The 23,881-nt window shown below is 42.4% G+C and carries 13 protein-coding genes and 8 tRNA genes; 20 read left to right on the top strand and 1 reads right to left on the bottom strand.

The genetic code is table 11. The features are described 5' to 3' along the window. Position 1 precedes the first annotated feature (1 nt). From IJI01_RS03205 to IJI01_RS03110, 20 genes are all read left to right on the top strand, one after another. Positions 2-3,124: an alpha-L-rhamnosidase gene (locus tag IJI01_RS03205; protein ID WP_292185743.1), complete on the top strand. Its 3,123-nt coding sequence runs from the start codon at positions 2-4 to the stop codon at positions 3,122-3,124. A 55-nt stretch (positions 3,125-3,179) separates the two neighbouring features. Continuing rightward, positions 3,180-4,262, top strand: a complete 1,083-nt coding sequence (gene mtnA, locus IJI01_RS03200) for an S-methyl-5-thioribose-1-phosphate isomerase (RefSeq protein WP_292185740.1) — start codon at positions 3,180-3,182, stop codon at positions 4,260-4,262. A 169-nt stretch (positions 4,263-4,431) separates the two neighbouring features. After that, positions 4,432-5,436, top strand: coding sequence for an energy-coupling factor ABC transporter permease (locus IJI01_RS03195; protein ID WP_292185737.1), 1,005 nt, complete (start codon positions 4,432-4,434; stop codon positions 5,434-5,436). Positions 5,437-5,532: 96 nt separating this feature from the next. Then, complete coding sequence (cbiQ, locus tag IJI01_RS03190; protein ID WP_292185734.1) at positions 5,533-6,240, top strand: cobalt ECF transporter T component CbiQ; 708 nt, start codon at positions 5,533-5,535, stop codon at positions 6,238-6,240. A 47-nt stretch (positions 6,241-6,287) separates the two neighbouring features. Continuing rightward, positions 6,288-7,031, top strand: a complete 744-nt coding sequence (locus IJI01_RS03185; protein ID WP_292185731.1) for an energy-coupling factor ABC transporter ATP-binding protein — start codon at positions 6,288-6,290, stop codon at positions 7,029-7,031. 201 nt (positions 7,032-7,232) lie between these two features. Beyond that, entirely contained in the window at positions 7,233-8,414 is a 1,182-nt protein-coding gene (locus tag IJI01_RS03180; protein ID WP_292185729.1) for an acetyl-CoA C-acetyltransferase, read from the top strand. 32 nt (positions 8,415-8,446) lie between these two features. After that, positions 8,447-9,583 (top strand): HD domain-containing phosphohydrolase, encoded by a 1,137-nt coding sequence (locus IJI01_RS03175; RefSeq protein WP_292185726.1) that lies wholly within the window; start codon positions 8,447-8,449, stop codon positions 9,581-9,583. A gap of 65 nt (positions 9,584-9,648) precedes the next feature. Beyond that, positions 9,649-9,722, top strand: a tRNA-Arg gene (locus IJI01_RS03170). 368 nt (positions 9,723-10,090) lie between these two features. Then, on the top strand, positions 10,091-18,289 hold the full coding sequence (locus tag IJI01_RS03165; protein WP_292185723.1) for a pectinesterase family protein: 8,199 nt from the start codon (positions 10,091-10,093) through the stop codon (positions 18,287-18,289). A 156-nt stretch (positions 18,290-18,445) separates the two neighbouring features. Continuing rightward, positions 18,446-19,594: a THUMP domain-containing class I SAM-dependent RNA methyltransferase gene (locus IJI01_RS03160; RefSeq protein WP_292185720.1), complete on the top strand. Its 1,149-nt coding sequence runs from the start codon at positions 18,446-18,448 to the stop codon at positions 19,592-19,594. A gap of 6 nt (positions 19,595-19,600) precedes the next feature. Further along, positions 19,601-20,653 (top strand): N-acetylmuramoyl-L-alanine amidase, encoded by a 1,053-nt coding sequence (locus IJI01_RS03155; RefSeq protein WP_292185717.1) that lies wholly within the window; start codon positions 19,601-19,603, stop codon positions 20,651-20,653. After that, on the top strand, positions 20,650-21,264 hold the full coding sequence (gene rdgB, locus IJI01_RS03150) for an RdgB/HAM1 family non-canonical purine NTP pyrophosphatase (RefSeq protein WP_292185714.1): 615 nt from the start codon (positions 20,650-20,652) through the stop codon (positions 21,262-21,264). Before IJI01_RS03155 ends, rdgB begins: the two co-directional genes overlap by 4 nt. A 69-nt stretch (positions 21,265-21,333) precedes the next feature. Further along, positions 21,334-21,816 carry a metallophosphoesterase gene (locus IJI01_RS03145; RefSeq protein WP_292185711.1) on the top strand — a complete coding sequence of 161 codons (483 nt, stop codon included), beginning with the start codon at positions 21,334-21,336 and terminating at the stop codon, positions 21,814-21,816. Positions 21,817-21,910: 94 nt separating this feature from the next. Then, a tRNA-Pro gene (locus IJI01_RS03140) sits at positions 21,911-21,985 on the top strand. A gap of 21 nt (positions 21,986-22,006) precedes the next feature. Continuing rightward, positions 22,007-22,077 (top strand) — tRNA-Gly (locus tag IJI01_RS03135). Positions 22,078-22,105: 28 nt separating this feature from the next. Then, a tRNA-Arg gene (locus tag IJI01_RS03130) sits at positions 22,106-22,179 on the top strand. 30 nt (positions 22,180-22,209) lie between these two features. Next, positions 22,210-22,283: transfer RNA gene (locus tag IJI01_RS03125), tRNA-His, on the top strand. Positions 22,284-22,398: 115 nt separating this feature from the next. Then, a tRNA-Gln gene (locus IJI01_RS03120) sits at positions 22,399-22,470 on the top strand. 43 nt (positions 22,471-22,513) lie between these two features. Further along, positions 22,514-22,586, top strand: a tRNA-Lys gene (locus IJI01_RS03115). Positions 22,587-22,633: 47 nt separating this feature from the next. Further along, positions 22,634-22,713: transfer RNA gene (locus IJI01_RS03110), tRNA-Leu, on the top strand. Between the two features lie 46 nt (positions 22,714-22,759). On the opposite strand, the gene IJI01_RS03105 is transcribed toward IJI01_RS03110, so the two are convergent. Beyond that, positions 22,760-23,773 carry a LacI family DNA-binding transcriptional regulator gene (locus IJI01_RS03105; RefSeq protein ID WP_292185793.1) on the bottom strand — a complete coding sequence of 338 codons (1,014 nt, stop codon included), beginning with the start codon at positions 23,771-23,773 and terminating at the stop codon, positions 22,760-22,762. Positions 23,774-23,881: the final 108 nt, after the last annotated feature.

Raw genomic sequence — 23,881 nt, 5'->3', positions numbered from 1 at the left:
TATGAGAAATAGTAAACTGTCAAAAATTTTATTATTGCCTGTGCTGGTTACATCACTTGTTGGATGTGGCATTACAACAGATAATGCAGGAAATGGTGATTCTGTGGCTTCAGAGGAAGCGGGGGCACTAAATGCCTCTGAGTCTTCGAACGAAGCAAGTGCATCAAAGATAAGTGCAGCTGATAATGGCGAGATTTCATGGATAATTGGAGAGCCCTATGCACTCGACACTAAGAGTGTACCTGATGTGGATGAATATGACTCTGGTATGAGCAAGGCTCATTTCATCAGCGCTCCTGACTGGATAGATGAAAGAGCTGCGGAGAGGGCTACTGAGTACGAAGCATCTTTTAGAATGCTGATTGGTGGTACAGAAGCAAGCTTTGTCTTGGGAGATGCCAGAGGTGAGTACGGCAGATTGTCCCTTTATGGAATAAGAGCTACTGGGGCAGGAGAATTTTTTACCTTCAGAAGTTTTGAAGGCGGCGTGGAAGATGAAGAATATAAGCTGGAGATTCCGATCGGCGAAGCAAATGATGATACCATTGCCGGAAGAGTCTACAGTATGAATATAAAAGTTACTGGTGATAAGGCGCAGATTTTTGTAGATGATAATAGTCTTGGAGAAATTTCAGTTCCTGAATTTGGCCTTGGATGCGTTGGTACCTATAAGTCAAGGGGAACAGATGTAGCTTCTGTTGATGATATCGTAGTTACAGCTGGCGACCAGGAACTGTTTGCAGAAGATTTTGATGGAAACTTTGTCAATAATCTTCACGAGAATGATTATGCTAATTCTAAGGAAAGTGCATTTTCACCTTTTTACTATAAGACCAATTATGACACAAAGGGCAGGAGTCTTGTGGTATCCTCAGGCTTTTTGTTGTCTGAGACAGACAGTGATGCTGCACCTGTGTTCAAAAGGGAGTTTAACGTAGATAAGGCTAGCGTAGAGAGTGCATATCTATATATGACAGCACTGGGAAGCTTTGATGCCAGCATCAATGGACAGGCTGTTTCAGAACATTTTTTTGATCCTGGTAAGATGGTGTTTGATCAGTATCTAAGCTATGTTTCCTATGATGTAACTGAGCTTATAGCTGATACAAACGAGCTGGAAATAGGTCTTTTCCATGGCTTTTTTGACAGAGGCGTTGGATATCCTGAGGTTGCAAGTCCCTGGGGTGACAAGCTGGCAGTTAAGGGCGAGCTTGTAATTAATTACAGGGATGGCAGCAGGGAGATAATTCCAACAGATGAGTCGTTCCTGGTGTCAAAAGAGAGCAGATACAGATTTAATGATATTTATCAGGGCGAGATAATCGATGATAGATATGATATCGCCGAGGCTGAGGATTTCCAGGCACCACTTGTTGATGCGGTAGAAGAAAAGTTCCTGAATGTAGCATGCAGGCATAAGGAGAATGATTCAATTTCTGTTTGGAACAGATTAAATGTTGTCAGCGTAAAAGAACCAGAGCCAGGCCATTTTGTATACGACTTTGGCCAGAATGTGGCAGGCACGATCAGGATTGATAAAGACCTGCTATGTGATGCAGTTATGCTAAAAGACGGCGATGTTTTGACCTTCAGATTTGGAGAGTTCCTGAATGATAATAATCTCGTCAATTCTGATGATGTGACTGGAACAGTTTGGACGAGAGGGCTTTTGTCTGCAAGAAATACAGATTATTACGTGTATGGAACGAAGGCTTCTCAGAAGGATATATGCTTTTCACATACCTATCATGGTTTCAGATACATGGAAGTTACTGGACTTGACGTGGCAATACCTGAAGAAGCCATTACAGCGCTTGCTCTTTCATCTGGAATGGAGCAGACAGGAGAGTTCCACTGCTCAAACGAGACGATAAACGCGTTATATCAGAATTCAGTGTATAGCCTTAGATCTAATTTGATGGATAACCCTACAGACTGTGCTCAGAGAGATGAAAGACTTGGATGGAGCGGTGATGCGCAGGCTGTATCAGGCTTTGCAATGTACCAGTATGATTCAGAAGCTTTTTATCGCAACTATCTAAGAGAATTAAGAGTTCAACAGGAAGAAAACGGCGCCATAAGTGATGTGGCACCAAGACGCAATCCGTTCGGCGGACACAGCTGTTGGGGTGATAGTATAACTCAGATTACCTGGAATGCTTATCTGCAATATGGCGATGAGACAATAATCGCTGAAAATGTGGATGCGGCCGAGAGATGGGTGAATTACCTTGTTGCTACCGCAGATGATTTTCTTTTATCATCCGGAGGTTATGGTGATCATTTATCTGGACAGTCTACACCTGAGACCCTTACAGATACTGCGTGGGCAGCTCATTCAGCAAGACTTGTGGCCAACATGCACAGAGTAAGAGAAGATGAGGCGCTGACAGAGATCTATGACGGATATGCTAATGAGTTCACAAGAAAGTGGCAGGAGACCTTTATCAGAGAAGACGGCTCTGTGGCAGCAGGTATTCTGAATTCTGACGTGGAATCAGAAACTGCCTATGCTCTTGGCATTGCGTTTGATCTTTTCCCTGAGGAAATGAAGCAGGATGCAGCAGAGAGACTAAATATTCTGAGTGAGTATGGTGCATACCTCTTTTATCCAGGATACGCGGGAATGGCTAATTATCTGCCGGCGCTTTCTCAGAATGGCTATGTGGATACAGCGATCAAGGTAATGACTAACGAAGCACCTGGAGGACTTGCACATCCACTTTCTCTGGGACTTACTACTAATCCTGAGGATCTTATGGCATTCAGATATCAGGACAGCGCAGGGAATGATTATCCTGGAGATCAGTATGAACTGACAGGCTCGCTTAACCATGCAGCGTATTCAAGCGTTTGTGCTTTTTGTTACAGCGATATTCTGGGAATCAGACCAGATGAAAACGCAGCTGGATACGAGCACTTTTTTGTAAAACCAATGATGGGACAGGGCGTGAACAAAGCTGAGGGCGCCTATAAGTCAAGACGTGGTATTATCAGAGTGTCATGGGATTCTGAAGCAAGGCAGATTTCATGTACTGTTCCCGAGGGAACAACCTGCACACTTACTCTTCCAACAGGCGAGGAAAAGGAACTTGAGGCTGGCAGGCACGAAATTAACTGGTGAATACGGTTTGGTATGAATAATTATCAGATTTATGGATAAAAAGGAGCAGCACAGTATGAGCAACATTTTGGATTATGAAACAGTGGCACTTGTAGATGAGGTTGATGCCATAGAGATAATTGATCAGACTCTTCTTCCTGGCAAGACAGAGATGATAAGACTCCATACAGGTAAAGAGATATGGGATGCGATATATCTTTTGCAGGTAAGAGGAGCTCCAGCTATTGGCGTAACAGCTGGCTTTGGAATTTACCTTCTCATGAAGCATTCTGAGGCAGATAGCTACGAGGCGTTCATGACAGAGTTTAGGGAAAAGAGTGATTATCTCAACTCTTCAAGACCTACTGCAGTTAATCTTTCATGGGCTCTTAAGAGAATGGAAGCTCATGTAAAAGAATTCTGTGAGGAAGGAAAGAGCTTTGACAGAGCGGCAGTTATCGCGGAGATGAAGGCAGAGTCAGAGCGCATCAAAGCTGAGGATATCGATGTCTGCAGAAGAATTGGAGAAAATGGTCTTACTCTTATTGAGGATGGCTATGGACTTCTGACACACTGTAACGCTGGACAGCTTGCAACCTGTAAGTATGGTACAGCTACAGCACCAATGTATCTTGCTCACGAAAAAGGAATGAAGATCAAAGTCTACTGCGATGAGACAAGACCTCTTTTGCAGGGAGCCAGACTTACAGCTTATGAGCTTCATTCTGCAGGAATAGATACTACTCTTTTGTGCGATAATATGTCTGCGTCACTTATGAAGAGCGGCGCTATCAATGCTATCTTTGTTGGCTGCGACAGAGTTGCTGCTAACGGAGATGCTGCCAATAAGATTGGAACAAGCGTAGTTGCCACAGTTGCTAAGCGTTACAATATTCCATTCTATGTGTGCGCACCTACATCAACTATTGATATCAACACTCCAACAGGTGATGAAATCAAGATTGAGCAGCGCAAGCCTGAAGAGGTTACTGAGATGTGGTACAAGGAGCGCATGGCTCCAGAGGGGGTTAAGGTGTATAATCCTGCGTTCGATGTAACAGATAATGAACTTATCACAGGAATTGTTACTGAGTATGGGGTTCTGCGCGCACCTTATGATGTTGCAATTCGAAAATTATTTGAACAGGTTAAAGCCTGAGCTTTCGGGATGTGATGCTTCTGTAAGGTAGATAATTACTACAAAAAAACAACCCCCTAGGGGGCTTGTGGATAAATATGGGCCTCTATTATACTAGTTGCTGATAGAGAGACCAAGGTCGACTCTTACAGTCGGCCTTATTATTTGGTTATATAGAGGAGGCATTTTTATGCACATGGCAGACGCCCTTGTGGCACCAGCAGTTGCTGGAACAATGTATGTTTTATCTACAGGAGCAGCAGGTGTTTCTGTAAAGAAAGTTAGAGAGGAAAATGATCCTAAGAAAATCCCTGTAATGGGTGTAATGGGAGCTTTTGTATTTGCTACACAGATGCTCAACTTTACTATTCCTGGAACAGGTTCATCAGGACATCTTTGCGGAGGTATGATGCTTTCAGCTATGCTCGGACCTTGCGCAGGATTCCTTACTATGATAGGAGTGCTTCTGGTTCAGTGCCTGTTATTTGCTGACGGAGGACTTCTTGCACTTGGATGTAATATATGGAATATGGCCTTTTACGGGTGTTTTGTGGGTGCCCTGCTTATTTGGAAGCCAATTATGAAAAAGGGAGCAACCAGAGCTAAGATTATTCTTGCGTCAATTTTGGGATGTGTGCTTACACTTCAGATGGGCGCATTCTCAGTTACTCTTGAGACACTTCTTTCAGGTGTAACAGAGCTTCCATTCTCAGTATTCGTAGCAACAATGCAGCCTATTCACCTTGCAATCGGTCTTGTTGAAGGCCTTATTACAGCAGCAGTTCTTGTATTTGTTCACGAAGCAAGACCTGAACTTCTTTGGGGTATTGGAGAAGGCAAAGCTAAGGAAGGAAAGCTTTCCTTCAAGGGAACAATCGTTGCTCTTGCAGTGGCAGCAGCTATCTGCGGCGGCGCTATTTCTCTTTTCGCATCATCTTTCCCAGATGGACTTGAGTGGTCTATGGAGCAGGTTGCTGGAACATCAGAGCTTGAGGCTGAGGGCGGTGCTTACGAGACAGCAGCAGGTATCCAGGAGACAACATCTCTTTTACCTGACTATGCATTCAAGGACAGCGAATCAGCTGTAGGAACAAGCTTCTCAGGTATTGTTGGAGCACTTGTGGTTGTTGGCGTTTGCGTTGGTGCTTCCTATGCATTCAGATTCTTTAGGAAAAAAGATAAGAGCGCAACATAAAAGTCTAAAATATGCTAAGCTGTCTATATGAATTCAATTGAGAAAAATATAAACGAATTAAATAAATTACAAAATCTGCAGCAGCGTTCCCACTGGATGAATGAACTTCATCCTCTAGGGAAGCTGCTGCTTAGTGTTTTATACATTTTTATCGTAGTATCTTTTGACAAGTACAAAGTGGTTCCACTTATCGTGATGTCAGTTTATCCATTCTTTGGCTTCATTGCTGGCGAATTATCTTTTAAAGAAGGCATTTACAGAATGAGGCTCATACTGCCACTGGTTTTATTTGTTGGCATTTTCAATCCATTTTTCGACAAACAGATTGTGGGGATGATAGGTAGTGTCCCAGTGACGGGCGGAGTGCTGTCAATGTTCACTGTGATGCTTAAGGGCTTTTACAGTGTGCTGGCGGTGTACATTCTGATAGCGACTACATCAATAGACGATATCTGCTACGCCTTAAGGATTTTGCATCTGCCTAAGGTGCTGGCAATAGTAATTTTGCTGATCTACAGATACTTTGGAATCATGGCGATAGAGGCTGACAGAATCATGACGGCTTATAAGCTAAGAGCCCCTCACCAGAACGGAATTCATTACAAGGCCTGGGGCACACTGGTCGGTCAATGGCTTCTTCGCAGCATGGACAGGGCTGAGAATGTCTATGAGAGTATGCTCCTTAGAGGCTTTACCGGAGATTTCAGGATCAGGAAAAAGAAAGTGCGCATTGCGGATATTCTGTATCCGATAATATGGCTACTTGCTTTTGCCTTTGTCAGGTATTCCGGGTTCTTTGGATGATCTGACAGATTGTTGTAATGAGTTTTTGATAAATAAAAGAGGATGATATGCATACAGGTGTTAGTGGAGAACTACTGAAAATTGAACATTTGAGCTTTGCTTATGAGAAGGATGAGCAGGTTCTTAATGATATAAATTTTGTGGCACATGATGGCGAGAGCATAGGAATAATAGGCGCCAACGGGATTGGGAAGTCCACGCTTATGAAGCTCCTTGTGGGGCTTAACCTCAATTACAAGGGAACACTCGAGGTGGCAGGCCATTCTGTGAATAAAAAGAACTTAAATCATGTGAGAGAGCATATTGGCTATGTATTCCAGGATTCTGACAGCCAGCTGTTCTTATCAACTATAGAGGACGACGTGGCTTTTGGACCACAGAACTACGGGCTTTCAGACGAAGAAGTTGAGAAAAGAGTAGCAGAAGCGCTTGAGAAGGTTCACATCACAGAGCTTCGCAAGAAACATACCTACAAGCTCTCTGGCGGCGAAAAGAAGCTTGCATCCATCGCCACAATCCTGGCAATGGAACCAGACATCATCATAATGGATGAGCCATCAATCGCCCTGGACCCACGCAACAGAAAGAACCTCATCAAGATCCTTAATGAAATCAAGTCTCTCAAACTCATCACCTCTCACGACCTTGATTTCATCATGGACACCTGCGAGAGAACAGTTCTTCTCGACGATGGACACATCATAGCTGATGGCCCCAGCACCGACATCCTCTCCAACGAAGCTCTTTTAACCCGGCACGGCCTCGAGCTTCCGCTTCGCCTCCAAAAATAAAACGTGAGGCACCCTTGGCGGCCCCAGATGCGGAAGGCGGGGGTGAGATTTATTTCTGCGGAGGGGAGGAAAAGTATTTATACAATGTTTCGTTGAGTATAAATCAATATAGTGATAAAATAATATATGAGTATCCGTGGGGATTTTTGCGGATATGGGAATGATGGTTTGTTAGTAAAAAAGATATAGATGGAGGGCGTTATGGCAAGAAAAGTAGTTTTGGCGGGAGCATGTAGAACAGCGATTGGAACAATGGGTGGAACACTTTCCACAACTCCAGCACCAGCACTTGGTGCAATTGTTATTAAGGAAGCTCTGAAAAGAGCTGGTGTTAAGCCTGAGCAGGTTGATGAAGTTTATATGGGCTGCGTTATTCAGGCAGGATTGGGACAGAACCCAGCAAGACAGTCAGCTATCAATGCGGGAATTCCTGTGGAAGTTCCTGCAACTACTATAAATGTACTCTGTGGATCAGGCCTTCACTGCGTTAACCTCGCAGCCAAGCTTATTGGTATGGGAGATGCAGATATTATTGTTGCTGGTGGTATGGAGAACATGTCAATGGCTCCTTATCTTATGCAGCAGGGCCGTTACGGTTATAGAATGGGTTCTGGAGAGCTTCAGGATGCCATGATCAAGGATGCTCTTACAGATGCATTTGGTGGATATCACATGGGTATCACAGCTGAGAATATTGCAGAGCAGTGGCACCTTACAAGACAGCAGCTCGATGAGTTTGCTGCATGGTCACAGAATAAGGCTGAAAAGGCTATTGCTGAGGGCAAGTTCAAGGAAGAAATCGTTCCTGTTGAGATAAAGAAAAAGAAAGAGACAATCATTTTTGATACAGATGAAGGCCCAAGAAAGGGCGTTACTGTTGAGGGTATATCAGGACTTAAGCCAGCGTTTAAGAAGGACGGCGGTGTTGTTACAGCTGCTAACTCTTCAGGTATCAATGACGCTGCATCAGCAATCATTGTAATGAGTGAAGAGAAGGCAAAAGAGCTCGGCGTTAAGCCTCTTGGAACATGGATCGCAGGTGAGCTTGCTGGCGTAGAGCCTAGCATCATGGGAATCGGACCTGTTGCTGCAACTCAGAAGGTAATGAAGAAGGCTGGATACTCAATTGGTGATTTCGATCTCATCGAGGCAAACGAAGCTTTTGCAGCTCAGTCAGTGGCTGTTCAGCATGACCTTGGCTTTAGCAATGATGTACTTAACGTAAACGGTGGTGCTATTGCACTTGGACATCCGGTAGGATGCTCTGGAAATAGAATCCTGGTATCTCTTTTATATGAAATGCAGAGAAGAGATGTACATAAAGGACTTGCAACGCTGTGTGTAGGCGGTGGAATGGGATGCGCAGCTATAGTAGAAAGATAAATTCTGTGCTGTACTGATTACAGGAGGAACAGATGGCAGATCGATCAATTCTAGTAGTTGATGATAATGAAATCAACAGAGGAATTCTTGGTGAGATCTTCAAGGACAAGTACGAGATACTTGAAGCTGGCGATGGTAAGGAAGCTATAAGTATGATAGAAGCCCATGAAGATGAGCTTGCTGCGATTCTTCTTGACATTGTCATGCCTGAAATGGATGGATACGCTGTTCTTGAGGCTATGCAAAGGAAAGATAACCTCAACGATTCCATCCCTGTCCTCATGATCACGGCTGATACTTCGACTGAAGCAGAGCGTACCAGTTATCAGAAGGGCGCAGCGGACGTAATACACAAGCCTTTTGACCCAGTTATTGTTGATAAAAGAGTTTCCAGAACTGTAGAACTTTTTGATTCCAAGAATAATCTGGAGATTCAGGTTGATGATCAGACCAGAGTACTTAAGAAGCAGTTCCTGTATCTCAAAAAACAGGAAGAACGCCTTAAGAATAGTAATGAAAGGGTAATCGATACCATAGCAACGATAGTTGAGTTCAGAAGTATGGAGTCAAGCTATCACCTTAAGAGAATAAAAGGCTTCGTGAGAATCCTGGCGCTTACAGCCATGAATAACTATCCTGAGCTTGGGCTGAATCCGCATCTTATAGATGTCATTACCCAGGCTTCGGCTATGCATGATATAGGAAAGATATCTGTGCCTGACTCTGTTCTTCTCAAGCCAGGCAGACTGACTAATGAAGAGTTTGAGGTTATGAAATCTCATACTACCAGAGGCAGTGAAGTTATTGAGATGATCAAGGATGTACAGGATAAAGAGTATTATGATGTATGTCTTGATATCTGCAGACATCATCATGAGAGATATGATGGCGGTGGTTATCCTGACGGATTAAAAGGCGAGGAGAACTCCATTGCCGCACAGCTCACAGCACTGGCAGATGTATATGATGCCCTAGTATGTGACAGAGTATATAAATCTGCATATCCTGTGGATAAAGCTTATGAGATGATCAAGAATGGTGAGTGCGGTGTATTCTCACCCAAGATCCTTGCCTGTTTTGAATTTGCAAGACCAGATATGGAGAAACTGGTTGCGCAGACCAAGGCTGCTGAAGAAGCTGAAAAAGGTTATTCGGCAGGAGCAAAATAATAAAAAATATTTATTGACAAGAGTGGCTCTCGTGCATATAATATATTTTGTTGCGAAAGCGACTTGTGCGTGTAGCTCAGCTGGATAGAGCGTCTGGCTACGGACCAGAAGGTCGTGGGTTCGAATCCTGTCACGCACACTTAGATAGCATTCAGATTTTATCTGGATGCTATTTTTTTTATTCTTTGTACTTTTTCTTTTCTGATTCTGGAGCAATTATTCCATTTTGTATTATTTGATTTATCCATGAAACCGCATACATAAATTTGGGGCGAATTTTTACTTCCTAATATATTAATCGAAATAATGATAATTGATGCAAAGTGCACAAAATTACCCCATGAAATTTTGTTTAGTTTTGAGCTAAATTAATGAAATATTCTTACGTTTTTATATTGTTTTCGTCAAACTGATTATGCTAAGATAAAGGCACATTTCAATAGGTAATGTAAGCGTTTACATTCTTAAAAATGTATAAACTTACATGTGTTGTTTGGGAGGATAAGTATGATCAGAAAGATGAAATGGCACAAGGCAAGCGCTTTGGTTATGTCTGTTGCTATGGGATTTTCATCTTTTTCTGCAGCTCTGCCAGGAGGCGTAGTATATGCAGAAAATGGTGATCCTGTTGTGACTGCTACCGAGGCCAGTGCAGAGGCATCTTCTGAGAGCAGTACCGTTGAGGCTTCAGAAGCTTCAAGCGCTGCTTCAGTAGATAATGCAACTGCAGAAGATTCACGGGGGTCAGAAGTTGTTGACGAAGCGTCTACAGCAGATACTTCTGATGTTGCATCAGAGGAAAGCACAGTAGATGTTAGTCAGGATAAAGAAGAAGTGTCAGATGAAGCTTCTTTGGGCGATACTGTTACATTGCCTGTAGAGGAAGAAACATCCGACAGAAATTTTGATGAATCCAAGACAGACGTTTGGGATTTCGGCGCCGAGAACCTTGGGGATGCTTACAACAACAGACTTGATGAAGAAACTATCAATGGTTTCTACTCTGTTGCAGCAGGTTCTACAGGCGTGAACATCGCATCATTCTCAGTAGATAATGGGGATTTTGTATTTGAGGATGGTGGATTTCCTGCTACACATAGACTTAGAACTATGAATACAGCTCTTACTCGTTATGACGAGAAGAGCAAGAAGGATTCCGATGGAAACGTATACAACGGATTCATTTATTCTAATAAGGGCAGCACAGACGCAGTTTATGTAGCTCTTGAGTGTCAGGCAGATGATACAATTACTGCTTATATAGGAAGTAACGGAGCAGATTCACAGGTTCACTTCCAGAACACAAGCGATGCTACAGATGATTCTGTAGTTCTTTTCACAGAAGGTAGCAATGTATCCAAGATGGTTTTCTATCCATCACAGACAGCTAAGTATAAATTCTTCTCTGCTACTGAGAAGCTTGTTGTAGCAAGAGTTTTTCGTGAGCATGCCAAATATGGATACCTTACAGGTTCGGTAGAGGGCTTTACAGGAACAGGCTCTTTTGACCTTGTATTTACTAATGTTCAGAATGGTAACGTAGTTAAGGCTACTGTAGCTGATGGCAAGTATACAGCTCAGCTTGCAGAAGGCTTTGATTATACTATCACTCTTGAGGGAACTGATGAGTACGTAATTACTTCTGACAAGAAGGTTAATATCTCTGATGATACAGAGATGGACATGACAGTATCAGGAGTTACTCTTGTTGAGGTTTCTGGTAAGGTAACAGGAATTGCTGATGAGCATGTAAAAGCTTTCGTCGATGCTGCTGACTTTACTTTTGCTCCACAGGATGAGAACTCTGTTTATGTTCCTAAGATTTCTCTTTATCCTACAGAGGATGGCATTGAGTATGATGTTAAACTTCAGAAGGATGTTACATATGATGTTTCTGTAGTAGATAAGGAAGATACTGCTACTGACAGTTATGCAGCTGTAGAAGATTACATTCTTCTTACTACAGAACTTACAGTTGCTAATGATGATGCTGATGTAGCTATCGAGTTTGAGGCTAAGCCTGTATATAAGGTAACAATTGCACCAAATGGAGCTACACTTTCAGATCTCGCAGAGGCTGTGTTCAAGTTCACAAGACTTGATGTAGAAAACGGCTTTGTAGCAGATGGATATGTATACGAGTTTACTGGTGCTGACAATATCGTGCTCAGAGATGGCCAGTACGTTGTAGAGGTTACAAATTCAGGCGCATTTGTTCAGAAGCGCACAACTGATCTTGTTGTTAATGGCGCTGATGTAACAAAAGAGATCAGCTTCTCATCTGATATTACAGAGTGGGATTTCAGCGATCCAGCATTTGCAGTTAAGTTTTCAAACGTAGTAGAAGGCACATACAATGGCCTTTCATGGACAAATGGTAGATCACACCAGGGTACATACCTTTATAGCGGTGCAGGAATTATTTCTGTTCCAGTTAAGGGCGCATGCCAGATTCAGGTAACTGGTAATTATCAGTATTCTTACTATTTTGAGGATGAGAATGAGCCATCAGTAAATGTTAAGACTGGTTCAACTTCTGTAAATGATACATTTACTTATAACTATAAGGGTGGCGCTGGAATGGTTGATATAACTGTTCTTGGCACATCATATCTTACAAAGATAGCACTTGTTTATCAGACAGAATACAAGTCAGAGCTTCTTGTAGGTTCATCTGATAAGGCAGATTTTGCAACAATAGGTGAGGCTCTTGAGGCAGTTCGTCTTATGGACAGAGCAGAGGGCCAGAGAGTAACAATTAACATCGAGCCAGGCAACTATGAAGAAATGCTCGTTGTTGATGTTGCTGATGTAACACTTGCTAACGCAAGCAGCACACCTACAAATACACTTAAGAACAGCGGCGTTGATATTGATGACAATGCAGTTCGTGTAACATGGTACTATGGCCACGGCTATACATACTACAGTATGGGTAGCGATTACAAGTACGATGCAGATGTACTTGCAACAAATAAGACTAATGGATATCCATCAGTTATCAATCCTGGTTCAGGAACAGGTACTTTCTGGAATGCTACAGTAGTAGTTAGCGCAACAGGATTTGAAGCTAAGGATATTATTTTCGAGAACTCTTTTAACCAGTATATGTCACAGAAGGCTACAGAAGATGTTATCGTTCCTCAGTCAGTTGTCAAGGAAGGCAGCGTAGCCAGAAACACTATGACCGTTGGTGATACAACAGTTCAGGATAAGAAGTATGTAGAAAGAGCTGCTGCTCTTGCACTTACAGGATCAGCTAAGGAGTCATATTTCGAGAACTGCCGTTTCATTGGACGTCAGGATACACTTTACGGACACGAGGGAATCAAGGCTGCATTCTATAACTGCGCAGTATATGGTGGAACAGACTATATCTTCGGCGGAATGGCAGCAGTATTTGCTAAGTGTGATCTTGTATTTAATACAAGCGAAGACAAGAATGATGTAGGGTACATCACAGCTGCACAGCAGAAGACAACTTCAGCACGTGGATATCTTATGTACAACTGTACAGTTAAGAGCACAACACCAGGTGTTGATACAGCTTCTAAATATGTTTCTAAGCCAGGATTGTTGGGAAGACCATGGCAGGCTAATACTGCAGAGGTTGCTTTCTATAACACAGTAATTGAGGCAACACATTGGGCTAACGGAGCATATGACGCAACTGTTAATACATCACTCATTCAGCCAGCAGGCTGGAACACAAGTCTTGGTGGACAGTCAGCAAGATGCGTTGAGTATGGTACATTCGAAGTTTCTGGAGAAAACAACAGCAAGAATCGTGCTACATGGGCACAGCAGCCAGAGACAGCAGTTCTTTCAGATGGAACAGCTATTTCTGTAGGCGCTTTCCTTGGAGATTTTGATCCATTTACAGCTAATGGCAAGGATATGACAATTGTATTCCCTAATGGAACAAGTCAGGATCAGCCAGTAGCACCAACACCAGAGTCAGGCGAGACATCTAGCCAGACAACAGAATTTACATTCGAGTCTTCAGACCTTGAAGCATTTGCTGCAGGGGCTAAGGCTGATGGTGATACACAGAAGGTTGGAACAGAAGACTACTTCACACTTATTTACAGTGCTAAGACTAAGGTAGATAGCTCTACCAAGACATGGGAAGATGAATACACATCAAGCCAGAGAGTAAACTTTGGTGGTGTAGCATCAACTGAGAAGAATTCAATTAAGTTTACAACATCCAATTCATCAACAGTTAAGGTATGGTGGGCATGTGGAGATGCAGGCCGTCAGATTACAATCCTCAACGGAGCTGGAGAGGCAGTAGTTACAACAGAAGAGGCTTCAACCAAGAATACACCTTATCTTTCAACACTTAAGCTTGATGCAGCTGGCACTTATTATCTTGGAAATGCTGTTAACAATAACTATATCTTCAAGGTTGTTGTAACTGAGGATGAAGTAGCTGAGCCAGTTGTTTCTACTCTTGAATCTGCAGATCTTACAGCATTTGCTGCAGGAGCTAAGGCAGACGGAGAGACAGAGAAGGCTGGTACAGATGAGTACTTTACAATTGTATACAGTGCTAAGTCTAAGGTAGATTCTTCTACTATGACATGGGACGATGGATACACATCAAGCCAGAGAATCAACTTTGGTGGAGCAGCATCAACAGAAAAGAACGCAGTTAAGTTCACTACATCTGCTGATGAAGCAACAGTTAAGGTATGGTGGGCATGTGGAGACACAGGTCGCCAGATGGCAATTCTTGATTCTAAGGGAAGTCAGGTTGCAGTTTCAGAAGAAGCTGCAGTTAAGAATGCAACATATATATCAACTCTTAAGGCCGGCGCAGCTGGAACATATTATCTTGGCGGTGCTACAGGTAACAACTACATCTTCAAGGTAGAAGTTACAGATGGCGCTCCTGTAGAAGTTAAGAGAGCTGATTGGGCAGAGGTTAAGGCTCCAGTTATCAAGAACGTAGCACTTAATTCTTCTGATGCAGGTAAGATTGATGTGACTGTAGATGCGGTTATCGGACTTAATGGTGGAGATTCTCTTGTAGTTAAGATGCTCGATGCTGATGACAAGGAAATATCTTCAGCTAAGTCACTTGCTGAAAAAGATGAGTTTACATTCTCATTTGCTCCTACAAAGAGTGGTGATTACCACTTTGTTGCTGAACTTAGTCGTGATGACGAGGAAGCGGTTAAGACAAGCGATGCATCAAGTGCATTTTCATTTGTTCTTCCACTTGAAGCACCTGGATTTAAGAATGCTACAAATAAGGGAGAAGGAACTGTAACAGTTAAGTTCTATTCAGTACCAGAAGCAACTGCTTATGTGCTTGTAGCTACTGATAAGACAGATGCTTCATCCATGGCTAAGACTACTATTGAGACAGAAGCAGTTGATAACTCAGAGACAGAGTATTCATACACATTTGTTGGACTTAATGTTGGACATAAATACGAGCTTTCACTTGTGGCAACACGTGGTGAGGATTCTTCCAAAAAGAGCACTATGGAGATTGAAGTTACAGATGAAGGCGAGCGTGAGTGGGTATTCTCAGCATTTGGTCAGGGCGTAGCTAAGGGTTCAAATACTGGCTACAAGGCTAATGATGATGGTTCTGTAACTGTATGGAATACAGGTAACAAGGGTAAGATCGTTCCTGCTTCTACAGATGGACTTTCATTCTATTACACAGCAATACCTGCTGATAAGAACTTTACTCTTACAGCAACAGCAACAATTGATACATGGGCATTTACAAACGGTCAGGAAGGCTTTGGCCTTATGGCTGCCGACAGAGTTGGTGTAAACGGAAACAGCGCTGTATTCTGGAACAACTCTTACATGGCATCAGGCACTAAGGTTGAGTACTACTACGATGCTGATAAGCAGATTGCTACTCTTGACGAGACACCTAACAAGATCACAATGAAGCTTGGCCTTGGTGCTCAGGAGAAGGTTGGTGTTACACCAGAGAACCTTGCTCGTCTCGAGGCTAATGATACAGCAACTGTTACAGGCGAGTTCTCAACTCACATGTATTCTCTTGAGACAAGCTGTGGCCCTAACGGAACAGGCACATATAATCTGTTTGGTAAGGAGAGTTCAGGAACAGTTGTTGGTACAGTAGCTAATCCTCTTACTCAGATAAGACTTCGTATCCAGAAGAACAATACAGGATACTTTGTAAGCTATCTTGATGAGAATGACAATGTTCTTTCAGTTAAGAAGTTCTATGATACAGAGGCTCTTAACAAGCTTGATTCAGGCAATGTATATGTTGGATTCTTTGCATCAAGAACATTTAAGGCAACATTTAGTAATATCGAACTTACAGTGATCGATCCTTCTGAGGATGCTCCTGCAGAGGAGAGACCTGTAACATACGTAGCTCCAAGCTATAAGGTAATTTCAGCAACATATTCAAATACTGCCAAGTATACTCTTCAGTATGCAGGTAACGCTGATGGTGTTCTTACAATTACAGATGCTAAGGGTAAGGCAGTAGTTGATAATCAGTCAGTAGCCGCTAATGAGGTTGTAAGCGCGGTTGTTAAGCTTGCTAAGGGTGATAACACATTTAATGTAAGCTTCAAGCCAAATGAGGACTTCTGCCCAGACGGAGACCAGTATCAGAGACTTTCATCTTATGATGCAGCTGAATTTGTTCATACAGTAAGATATGACACAATCAGCGATGATGAGAAGATTTATGTAAGTGTAGACGGTAAGTTTGATGCTGCAGGAACAGAAAATGACCCTGTAGATATCTACACAGCTGTTAAGTATGTTCAGCCAGGCCAGACAATCGTTGTTAAGGCTGGTACATACAGCTTGAATAAGACAGTAACTATCGAAAGAGGCATCGACGGAACACCTTCTAAGCCAATCAAGCTTGTAACAGATGGTGGCAGAGCAATCTTTGATTTCAATAAGAAGTGCGCTGGATTCATCTTTGCTGGTAACTACTGGTATGTAAATGGTATTGACTGTACACATTCTGGAAACTCACTCAAGGGTATTCAGGTATCAGGAAGTCATATCACAATAGAAGATGTTCGTACATACGAGAACGGTAACACAGGTCTTCAGGTTAGCAGATACCTTGGCTCTGATGCTAGAAGTGAGTGGCCAAGCTATGATCTGATCCTCAACTGTACATCATACAGCAACGCTGATGCTGGTTATGAGGATGCAGACGGATTTGCTGCTAAGCTTACAGTTGGCGATGGCGTTGTATTTGATGGATGTATCGCATACAACAATGCAGATGATGGATGGGATCTCTTTGCTAAGGTTGAGACTGGTTCTATCGGTCAGGTTACAATCCAGAACTCAGTAGCATTTGCAAATGGTTACGGAGTAGATGGAACTAACGAAGGAAATGGTAACGGCTTTAAGATGGGTGGATCCAGCATGGCTGGCCCTCACAAGCTTATCAATTCTGTAGCATGGGGTAACAAGGCTAAGGGTATTGATTCTAACTCTGGTCCTGATATCCAGGTTTACAACTCAATGTCATTCAATAATGGTGCTAACAACGTAGCTCTTTATACAAATGACACAGCTAATACTAACTACTATGTAGATGGTGTTATCTCATATCGTACAACAGGAACAGGCACAAACGAGAACATTAAGGCTAAGGGAACACAGGACAAGAACAACATCTATGGTAAGAAGAACTTCTTCTGGAACGATGGAGCTTCTGCAAACAGCGAAGGCGTTAAGGTTGCAGATAACTGGTTCGTATCTCTTGACGCTCCTTATGCAAATGCTTCTGATCCTTATGCAGTAGCAGCTTCTCTTCGTGCAGCAGATGGTTCTATTGACCTTGGAAACTTCTTAAAGCTTAGCGATACAGGTGTTGCAGCTCTTGCAGCAGCAGGCCTTGAGTCATCAGAAGTTGCAGCAGGCCTTGACGGTTCATATGAAGCAGTTAAGGATGAGAGAGAAATCTCTGGTTCTGCAGATGCAGCCAAGGAAGATGAAGAGACAGAAGAGCCTGAGGAAGAAATCAAGGGCGAATTTGTTACTAAGTATCACAGAGTATACTTCGTTACAGAGGAAGGCGAAAAGCTTAAAGGCCTCCAGAAGATTGGCGGAAATTACTACTTCTTCAAGGAAGATGGTGTAATGATCACAAATGCATATACTACTGTAGATGGCTATACTTACTACATGAACGGAGAAGGTAAGGCTATCAAGGGCTTCCTTGAAAAGTATGGTTCAATCTATTTCTTTGATGATGAATGCCATAAGGTAACTGATAGAATCTTCGAAGCAAATGGAGATAAGTATCGTGCTAATGAAAAGGGACAGATCCTTCGCGGAAACTTCTCTACTGTAGATGATAACAGATACTATTTTGGCACTGATGGCAAGATGGTAACAAATACATTTGTCAGCCAGTATGGATCAACATATTATCTTGGCGAAGATGGTGCTATGCTCAAGGAGTGCAAGTACGAAGCTAATGGTAAGTACTATTACTCCAATGCTAAGGGCCAGGTTATCAGTAAGAAGTTTGCTACAGTTGGTAATGACAGATTCTTCTTTGGAGCTGATGGAGCGATGGTAACAAACACATTCGTCAGCCAGTATGGATCAACATACTACATGGGCGAAGATGGCGCTATGTATAAGAGTGTTGTATTCACAGTAGATGGTGTTACATATTCTGCAAATGCATCCGGTAAGGTAAAAGTAAAAAAATAATCATATAAGTATTTCCATGAATGAGGGCTTGCCACTAAACTGGCAGGCCCTTATTTATTGCGGCGGTTCGCGGACGAGTTTACAATACACCAATACCATTGATATAATAAATCTGCTGTTATTGTGGCTTAGATAAAGAGGTTATATTAGTATTTTATGAAAAAAATGGAATTGATAGCTCCATGTCATTTTGGCCTGGAAGCGGTTTTGAAAAAAGAAATTATCGATTTGGGATATGATATCACTGAATCAGTTGACGGAAGGATTACTTTTGCCGGAGATGCTGATGCTGTATGCAGGGCTAATATTTGCCTTCGAACAGCTGAGAGAATTCTAATAAAGGTTGGAAGCTTTCATGCGGAATCCTTTGAAGAGCTCTTCCAGGGAGTCAAGAATCTTCCTTGGGAAGAATATATCCCTGAGAGAGGCAAATTCTGGGTTAAAAAGGCATCTAGTGTTAAGAGTAAGCTCTTTAGCCCGTCAGATATACAGTCTATTGTTAAAAAGGCTATCGTTGAGCGTATGAAGCAGAGCTATCATACAGATTGGTTTAAAGAGGATGCAGAGAGCTTTCCTATCAGAGTGTTCATTATGAAAGATGAAGTTACTGTAGCCCTTGATACTACAGGTGATTCTCTTCATAAGAGAGGCTATCGTAAGCTTGAATCCAAGGCTCCTATTGCAGAGAACCTTGCTGCTGCTCTTATTATGTTGACTCCATGGCATGCGGACAGAATTCTTGTGGATCCTTTCTGCGGTAGTGGAACTATTCCCATTGAAGCGGCTATGATGGCTGCTAATATAGCGCCAGGAATGAACAGACATTTCACAGCTGAGAGCTGGACTCACATCATTACTCCGCAGAACTGGCAGGATGTACGTGATGAGGCCAGAGATGATATTGATTTAAGTGTTGAGACGGATATTCAGGGCTATGACCTTGATCCTGAGATGGTGGATATTGCGCGTATCAACGCCAAGAAAGCAGGCGTAGAGAATATGATCCACTTCCAGGCAAGAGATATAGCTGACCTTAGCCATAGAAAGAAATATGGCTTTATCATTACAAATCCTCCTTATGGAGAAAGAATTGGTGAGCAGAATGAACTTCCTGCTCTTTATAAGACAATTGGTGCAAGGTACAAGGAGCTTGATGCCTGGTCAATGTATCTGATAACAGGCTTTGAACAGGCTGAGAAATATATCGGTAAAAAAGCTGACAAGAACCGTAAGATCTATAACGGTATGATCAAGACATATTTTTACCAGTTCATGGGACCTAAGCCACCTAAGAGAAATGGATGAGAATAGATGAATAACGCAGAAATGAAAAAGATGTTGATCAGGGCATCTGTTTTTACTGTCGTAAGTATTGCTGTAATGCTGCACAGATCTGCTACCAAGCATATTCTCATTACCGACGCTGCAGGCCAGAACCTGGATAGAGAATACAGTAGTGAGTCCTATAACCTTCTTGTGGATAAGAATACTTCAGGCAGACAGGTAGGTAAGCTTACTATTCCGCTATCCAAGAGCGTCAGTTCGGATGATATTGTTATGGAAGACAGATATGTGGACCACGAGCTTCGAATCTACATTGACTGTAGAGAAGAAGGCTTTTACCTGGATAATGCTGTTATTTCTGACCTTGATATCATTGATGAAGCAATTTGCATTACTGAAAACGATACGGGAAGTGTGTGCCTTGATTTTAAGCTTGACGGCCTATATGCCAATGAGAGCTCTTTAACCGAATCCAGCACCATAGAAGTCAGATTTTTTAAACCATACGAAGAGTATGATCAGATTGTTGTAGTGGATCCTGCCTGCGGTGGAAGCGATGCAGGTGCTTCTTTTGATGTATATTCGGAAAAAGATATAGCGCTGGATGTAGCTCTTGCTCTCAGAACGGAAGTAGAAAAAACTGAGAACAACACGATCAAATTCTATTATACGAGGCTTTCTGATACTGACGTTGATGATGCCAAGAGACTTCAGCTTATAGAGGATTCCCAGGCGGATCTCGTTGTCAGAATTGGTGCTGATATAAGCCAGGATGGTCAGGATGGCATCAGAGCATATTATAACGATGAATTCTTTTTGCGTAAGATGAATAATGCCCAGTTTGCTGGCGCGCTTGTAAATGGATGCGCTGGTAAATCAGGCACTAATGTCATCGGGGTATATCCTGAATATGAGGATGATGCAGTGCTTGCAGCTTCTAAGGCTCCATCTGCCAAGATATCAGTTGGGGAATTGAACGTAGAGGAAGATCAGAACAGACTTAAAGATAAATTATATATAGGAAAAATGGCATCTGGAATATATCAGGGAATAACGGATGCATTTGAGGAGATGAAATGAGAATAGTTTTTGCTACGGGAAATAAGGGTAAGCTTAAAGAAATACACAGAATTCTGGGCGATTTAGGGATGGATATTCTGTCTATGGCAGAAGCTGGTGTTCAGGATGATATTGATGAGACAGGCACTACTTTTGCTGAGAATTCTATGATCAAGGCTGTATCAGTTTCTGAGAGTCTCAAGAAGATGAACCCGGAAGATGATAGTATCGTTCTTGCTGATGATTCAGGACTTGAAGTGGATTATCTTGGCGGAGAACCAGGTATTTACTCTGCTAGATATATGGGAAAAGATACATCCTATGACATCAAGAATCAGGCTATTATCGATAAATTGGACGGCGTTCCAGAAGAAGAGAGAACAGCAAGGTTTGTTTGTGCTATTTCAGCCGTTTTTCCTGACGGAAGAAAGTTTAGCTTCCTTGGCAAGATGGAAGGCCATATAGCTCATGAAATAGCCGGCAGCAATGGTTTTGGCTATGATCCTATTTTCTTTTTACCTGAATACGGTAAGACAAGCGCTGAGCTTACAGAAGATGAGAAGAATGCCATCAGCCACAGGGGTAAGGCACTTAGAGAGATGGAAGAGGTGCTTCGCGCTGAGCTTGCTTAATAGAGCATTGTTGGCTTGGTGTCTGATGATATCAGATTTGGAAATATTTGAAAGGTTTTGTTTGGTTGTATGCATAAGTATCTTGTGGTAAGCGATACACATGGGAGAGATCAGAATTTCTATGATGTGCTGGATATAGAAGAACCATTGAATGGAATTATCCATTGCGGCGATTTTGAGGGCTCTGAGGGCAAATTTGCCCTTGCAGCCAATTGCCCTGTTTATTTTGTGGCAGGTAATAACGACTTTTTTTCTGATCTGAACAGAGAACTTGAATTTGAACTTGATGGACATACTTTTTTTGTAACTCATGGTCATCATTATTATGTGAGCATGGATTATGAGAGTATCAGAAGCGAAGGAATTGCCAGAGGGGCAGATGTTATTATTTTTGGACACAGTCATAAACCTGTTGCCAAAAAAATAGATGATGTATATTTGTTTAATCCTGGCAGCTTATCCTATCCGAGACAAGAAGGTCGAAGACCTAGTTATTTAGTGCTTTTTATCGATGATGACGGTCAAATAAATCATGAAATAAAGTACTTATAATTACGAAAAAAAACTTGTAAAAATAGTGTTGACATTTCCTTTCAAATCGTTATATAATACTTCTTGCGTTACGGCAAAAGGCAACACAACGAATCGGGGTGTGGCTCAGTTTGGCTAGAGCACCTGCTTTGGGAGCAGGGGGTCGCAGGTTCGAATCCTGTCACCCCGACTAAGTCGTAACGTAACACTTGCGGGTGTAGTTCAATGGTAGAACACCAGCCTTCCAAGCTGGATACGTGGGTTCGATTCCCATCACCCGCTTCGAGTTTTTTATAACTCGTTTTGACGTGTGTCCGTAGCTCAGCTGGATAGAGCAACGGCCTTCTAAGCCGTGGGTCGGGGGTTCGAATCCCTTCGGGCACACTTATTTTTTTGAAATCAAACCGTAATATGGTGGCTATAGCGTAGTTGGTTAACGCGCCAGATTGTGGTTCTGGAGATCGAGGGTTCGAGTCCCTCTAGCCACCCTTCAGAAATTAGTGCCGATGAGAATCGGCGTTTTTTCTTGAATATGCTATTTAAATAGCATAGAATTATAATTGTAGAAGCTCCAGCTAAATGTGGCTTAAGCTCTTACGATCTTGGGCTATCGCCAAGCGGTAAGGCACAGCACTTTGACTGCTGCATACGACGGTTCGAATCCGGCTAGCCCAGCTAAGCGATGGATTTACTACGTCGCTATTTTACAATGAAATATGGGATACTAGCTCAGGTGGTAGAGCACTTGACTTTTAATCAAGTTGTCGGGGGTTCGAATCCCCCGTGTCTCAGTAATAATCCTTAGCTTCATGAGAGGTTAGGGATTTTATTATTTTAAGCGGGTGTGGCGGAATTGGCAGACGCGCCAGATTTAGGTTCTGGTGGGCGACCGTGCAGGTTCAAGTCCTGTCACCCGCAGGATAAAGAAGGCTTTCCATGGTTCCATGGAAAGCCTTTTTTGATCTTAAGTAGATGCTCTTTCTATTATTCTACATGGAAGTCTGATTTCACCGCGTAGAACATTGGGTTTATTTTCAATACGCGCGATTAAGCTTTCTGCAGCAGTGTAACCGATGTCATAGAGTGGTGGCTCTATTGTAGAAAGCTGTGGCCGGCATACAGTAGAAAGCTCTCTGTTATCGAAGCCGATAAGAGATAGATCTTTTCCTACTATGATATTTGCCTCAGAACAGGCATCCATTATTCCCATTGCCATCTCGTCGTTTTGAGAGAATATGGCGGTCACGTTAAGCTTTAAAAGCTCCTTGGCTGCGTTATAGCCGCTGTCTCTGGACCAATCCCCTTTCATACATAACTTTGGATTATATGGAATATTATTATCGTAGAGGGCTTCCTGGTATCCGGTAAGACGCCATCTCGCGTGAGCGCTGCCTGTTTTACCGGTTACAGTGCCTATTTTTTTGTGACCTTTTTTGATCAGTAGAGTTACTGCATCATAAGCTGAGTGTTCATCATCATACAGAATGGATGGTATAGCAAGCGAAGATGATATGCAGTATGCACATACAAATGGCAGGTCGTTGTCATAGACGCTAGGAATAATACGATGAGAATGACAACCTACATATATAATACCGTCAACCTGCATGGATTCCATGTGTGAGATGGCGTTATTTTTGATTTTATTATAGGTGTCCTGATCTACGTCGGGATCGATTTTCAACTGGTTGATTCGAAGGTTTTCAAAAATATACCTATAATCATGCTCTTCGCAGAAAGCACCTATGCCATCGACTACAGGAGGGGTATTAAAAACAGTAAGGTCTTCAGCCAAAATGCCAATTGTTCTGCTATTCCCTTTTTTGAGTGTTCGGGCATAAAGATTTGGATGATAATTAAGATCTGATGCTATGTCCAAAATCCTTTTGGCGGTTTCTTCGCTGATGTTGCCAGTCCCGTTTAGAACTTTTGAAACTGTGGCCACAGAAACATTAGCTCTAGTGGCGATTTCTTTCATATTTGCCAAGGTATTTCCTCATTTCTTTGAGACAACATAAATAATTACATATTGATGGTAAACGTTTTCTTCTAAAAAAACAACCAAAAATATTGCTGAATTATTATT

Origin of the sequence: Butyrivibrio sp., from assembly GCF_017433805.1 — a bacterium.
Classification (GTDB): Bacteria; Bacillota; Clostridia; order Lachnospirales; family Lachnospiraceae; genus Butyrivibrio.
The sequence above is the reverse complement of the archived record's forward strand: the minus strand, read 5'-3'. Positions and strand labels throughout refer to the sequence as shown.

Bases quoted from the DNA above. Each gene is read 5' to 3' on its own strand.
- IJI01_RS03165 (WP_292185723.1), top strand. From the start codon at position 10,091: ATGATCAGAAAGATGAAATGGCACAAGGCAAGCGCTTTGGTTATGTCT.
- IJI01_RS03105 (WP_292185793.1), bottom strand. From the start codon at position 23,773: ATGAAAGAAATCGCCACTAGAGCTAATGTTTCTGTGGCCACAGTTTCA.
- cbiQ (WP_292185734.1), top strand. From the start codon at position 5,533: ATGAATGAACTTCATCCTCTAGGGAAGCTGCTGCTTAGTGTTTTATAC.
- IJI01_RS03155 (WP_292185717.1), top strand. From the start codon at position 19,601: ATGAATAACGCAGAAATGAAAAAGATGTTGATCAGGGCATCTGTTTTT.
- IJI01_RS03185 (WP_292185731.1), top strand. From the start codon at position 6,288: ATGCATACAGGTGTTAGTGGAGAACTACTGAAAATTGAACATTTGAGC.
- IJI01_RS03145 (WP_292185711.1), top strand. From the start codon at position 21,334: ATGCATAAGTATCTTGTGGTAAGCGATACACATGGGAGAGATCAGAAT.
- rdgB (WP_292185714.1), top strand. From the start codon at position 20,650: ATGAGAATAGTTTTTGCTACGGGAAATAAGGGTAAGCTTAAAGAAATA.
- IJI01_RS03160 (WP_292185720.1), top strand. From the start codon at position 18,446: ATGAAAAAAATGGAATTGATAGCTCCATGTCATTTTGGCCTGGAAGCG.
- IJI01_RS03195 (WP_292185737.1), top strand. From the start codon at position 4,432: ATGCACATGGCAGACGCCCTTGTGGCACCAGCAGTTGCTGGAACAATG.
- IJI01_RS03180 (WP_292185729.1), top strand. From the start codon at position 7,233: ATGGCAAGAAAAGTAGTTTTGGCGGGAGCATGTAGAACAGCGATTGGA.
- IJI01_RS03205 (WP_292185743.1), top strand. From the start codon at position 2: ATGAGAAATAGTAAACTGTCAAAAATTTTATTATTGCCTGTGCTGGTT.
- mtnA (WP_292185740.1), top strand. From the start codon at position 3,180: ATGAGCAACATTTTGGATTATGAAACAGTGGCACTTGTAGATGAGGTT.
- IJI01_RS03175 (WP_292185726.1), top strand. From the start codon at position 8,447: ATGGCAGATCGATCAATTCTAGTAGTTGATGATAATGAAATCAACAGA.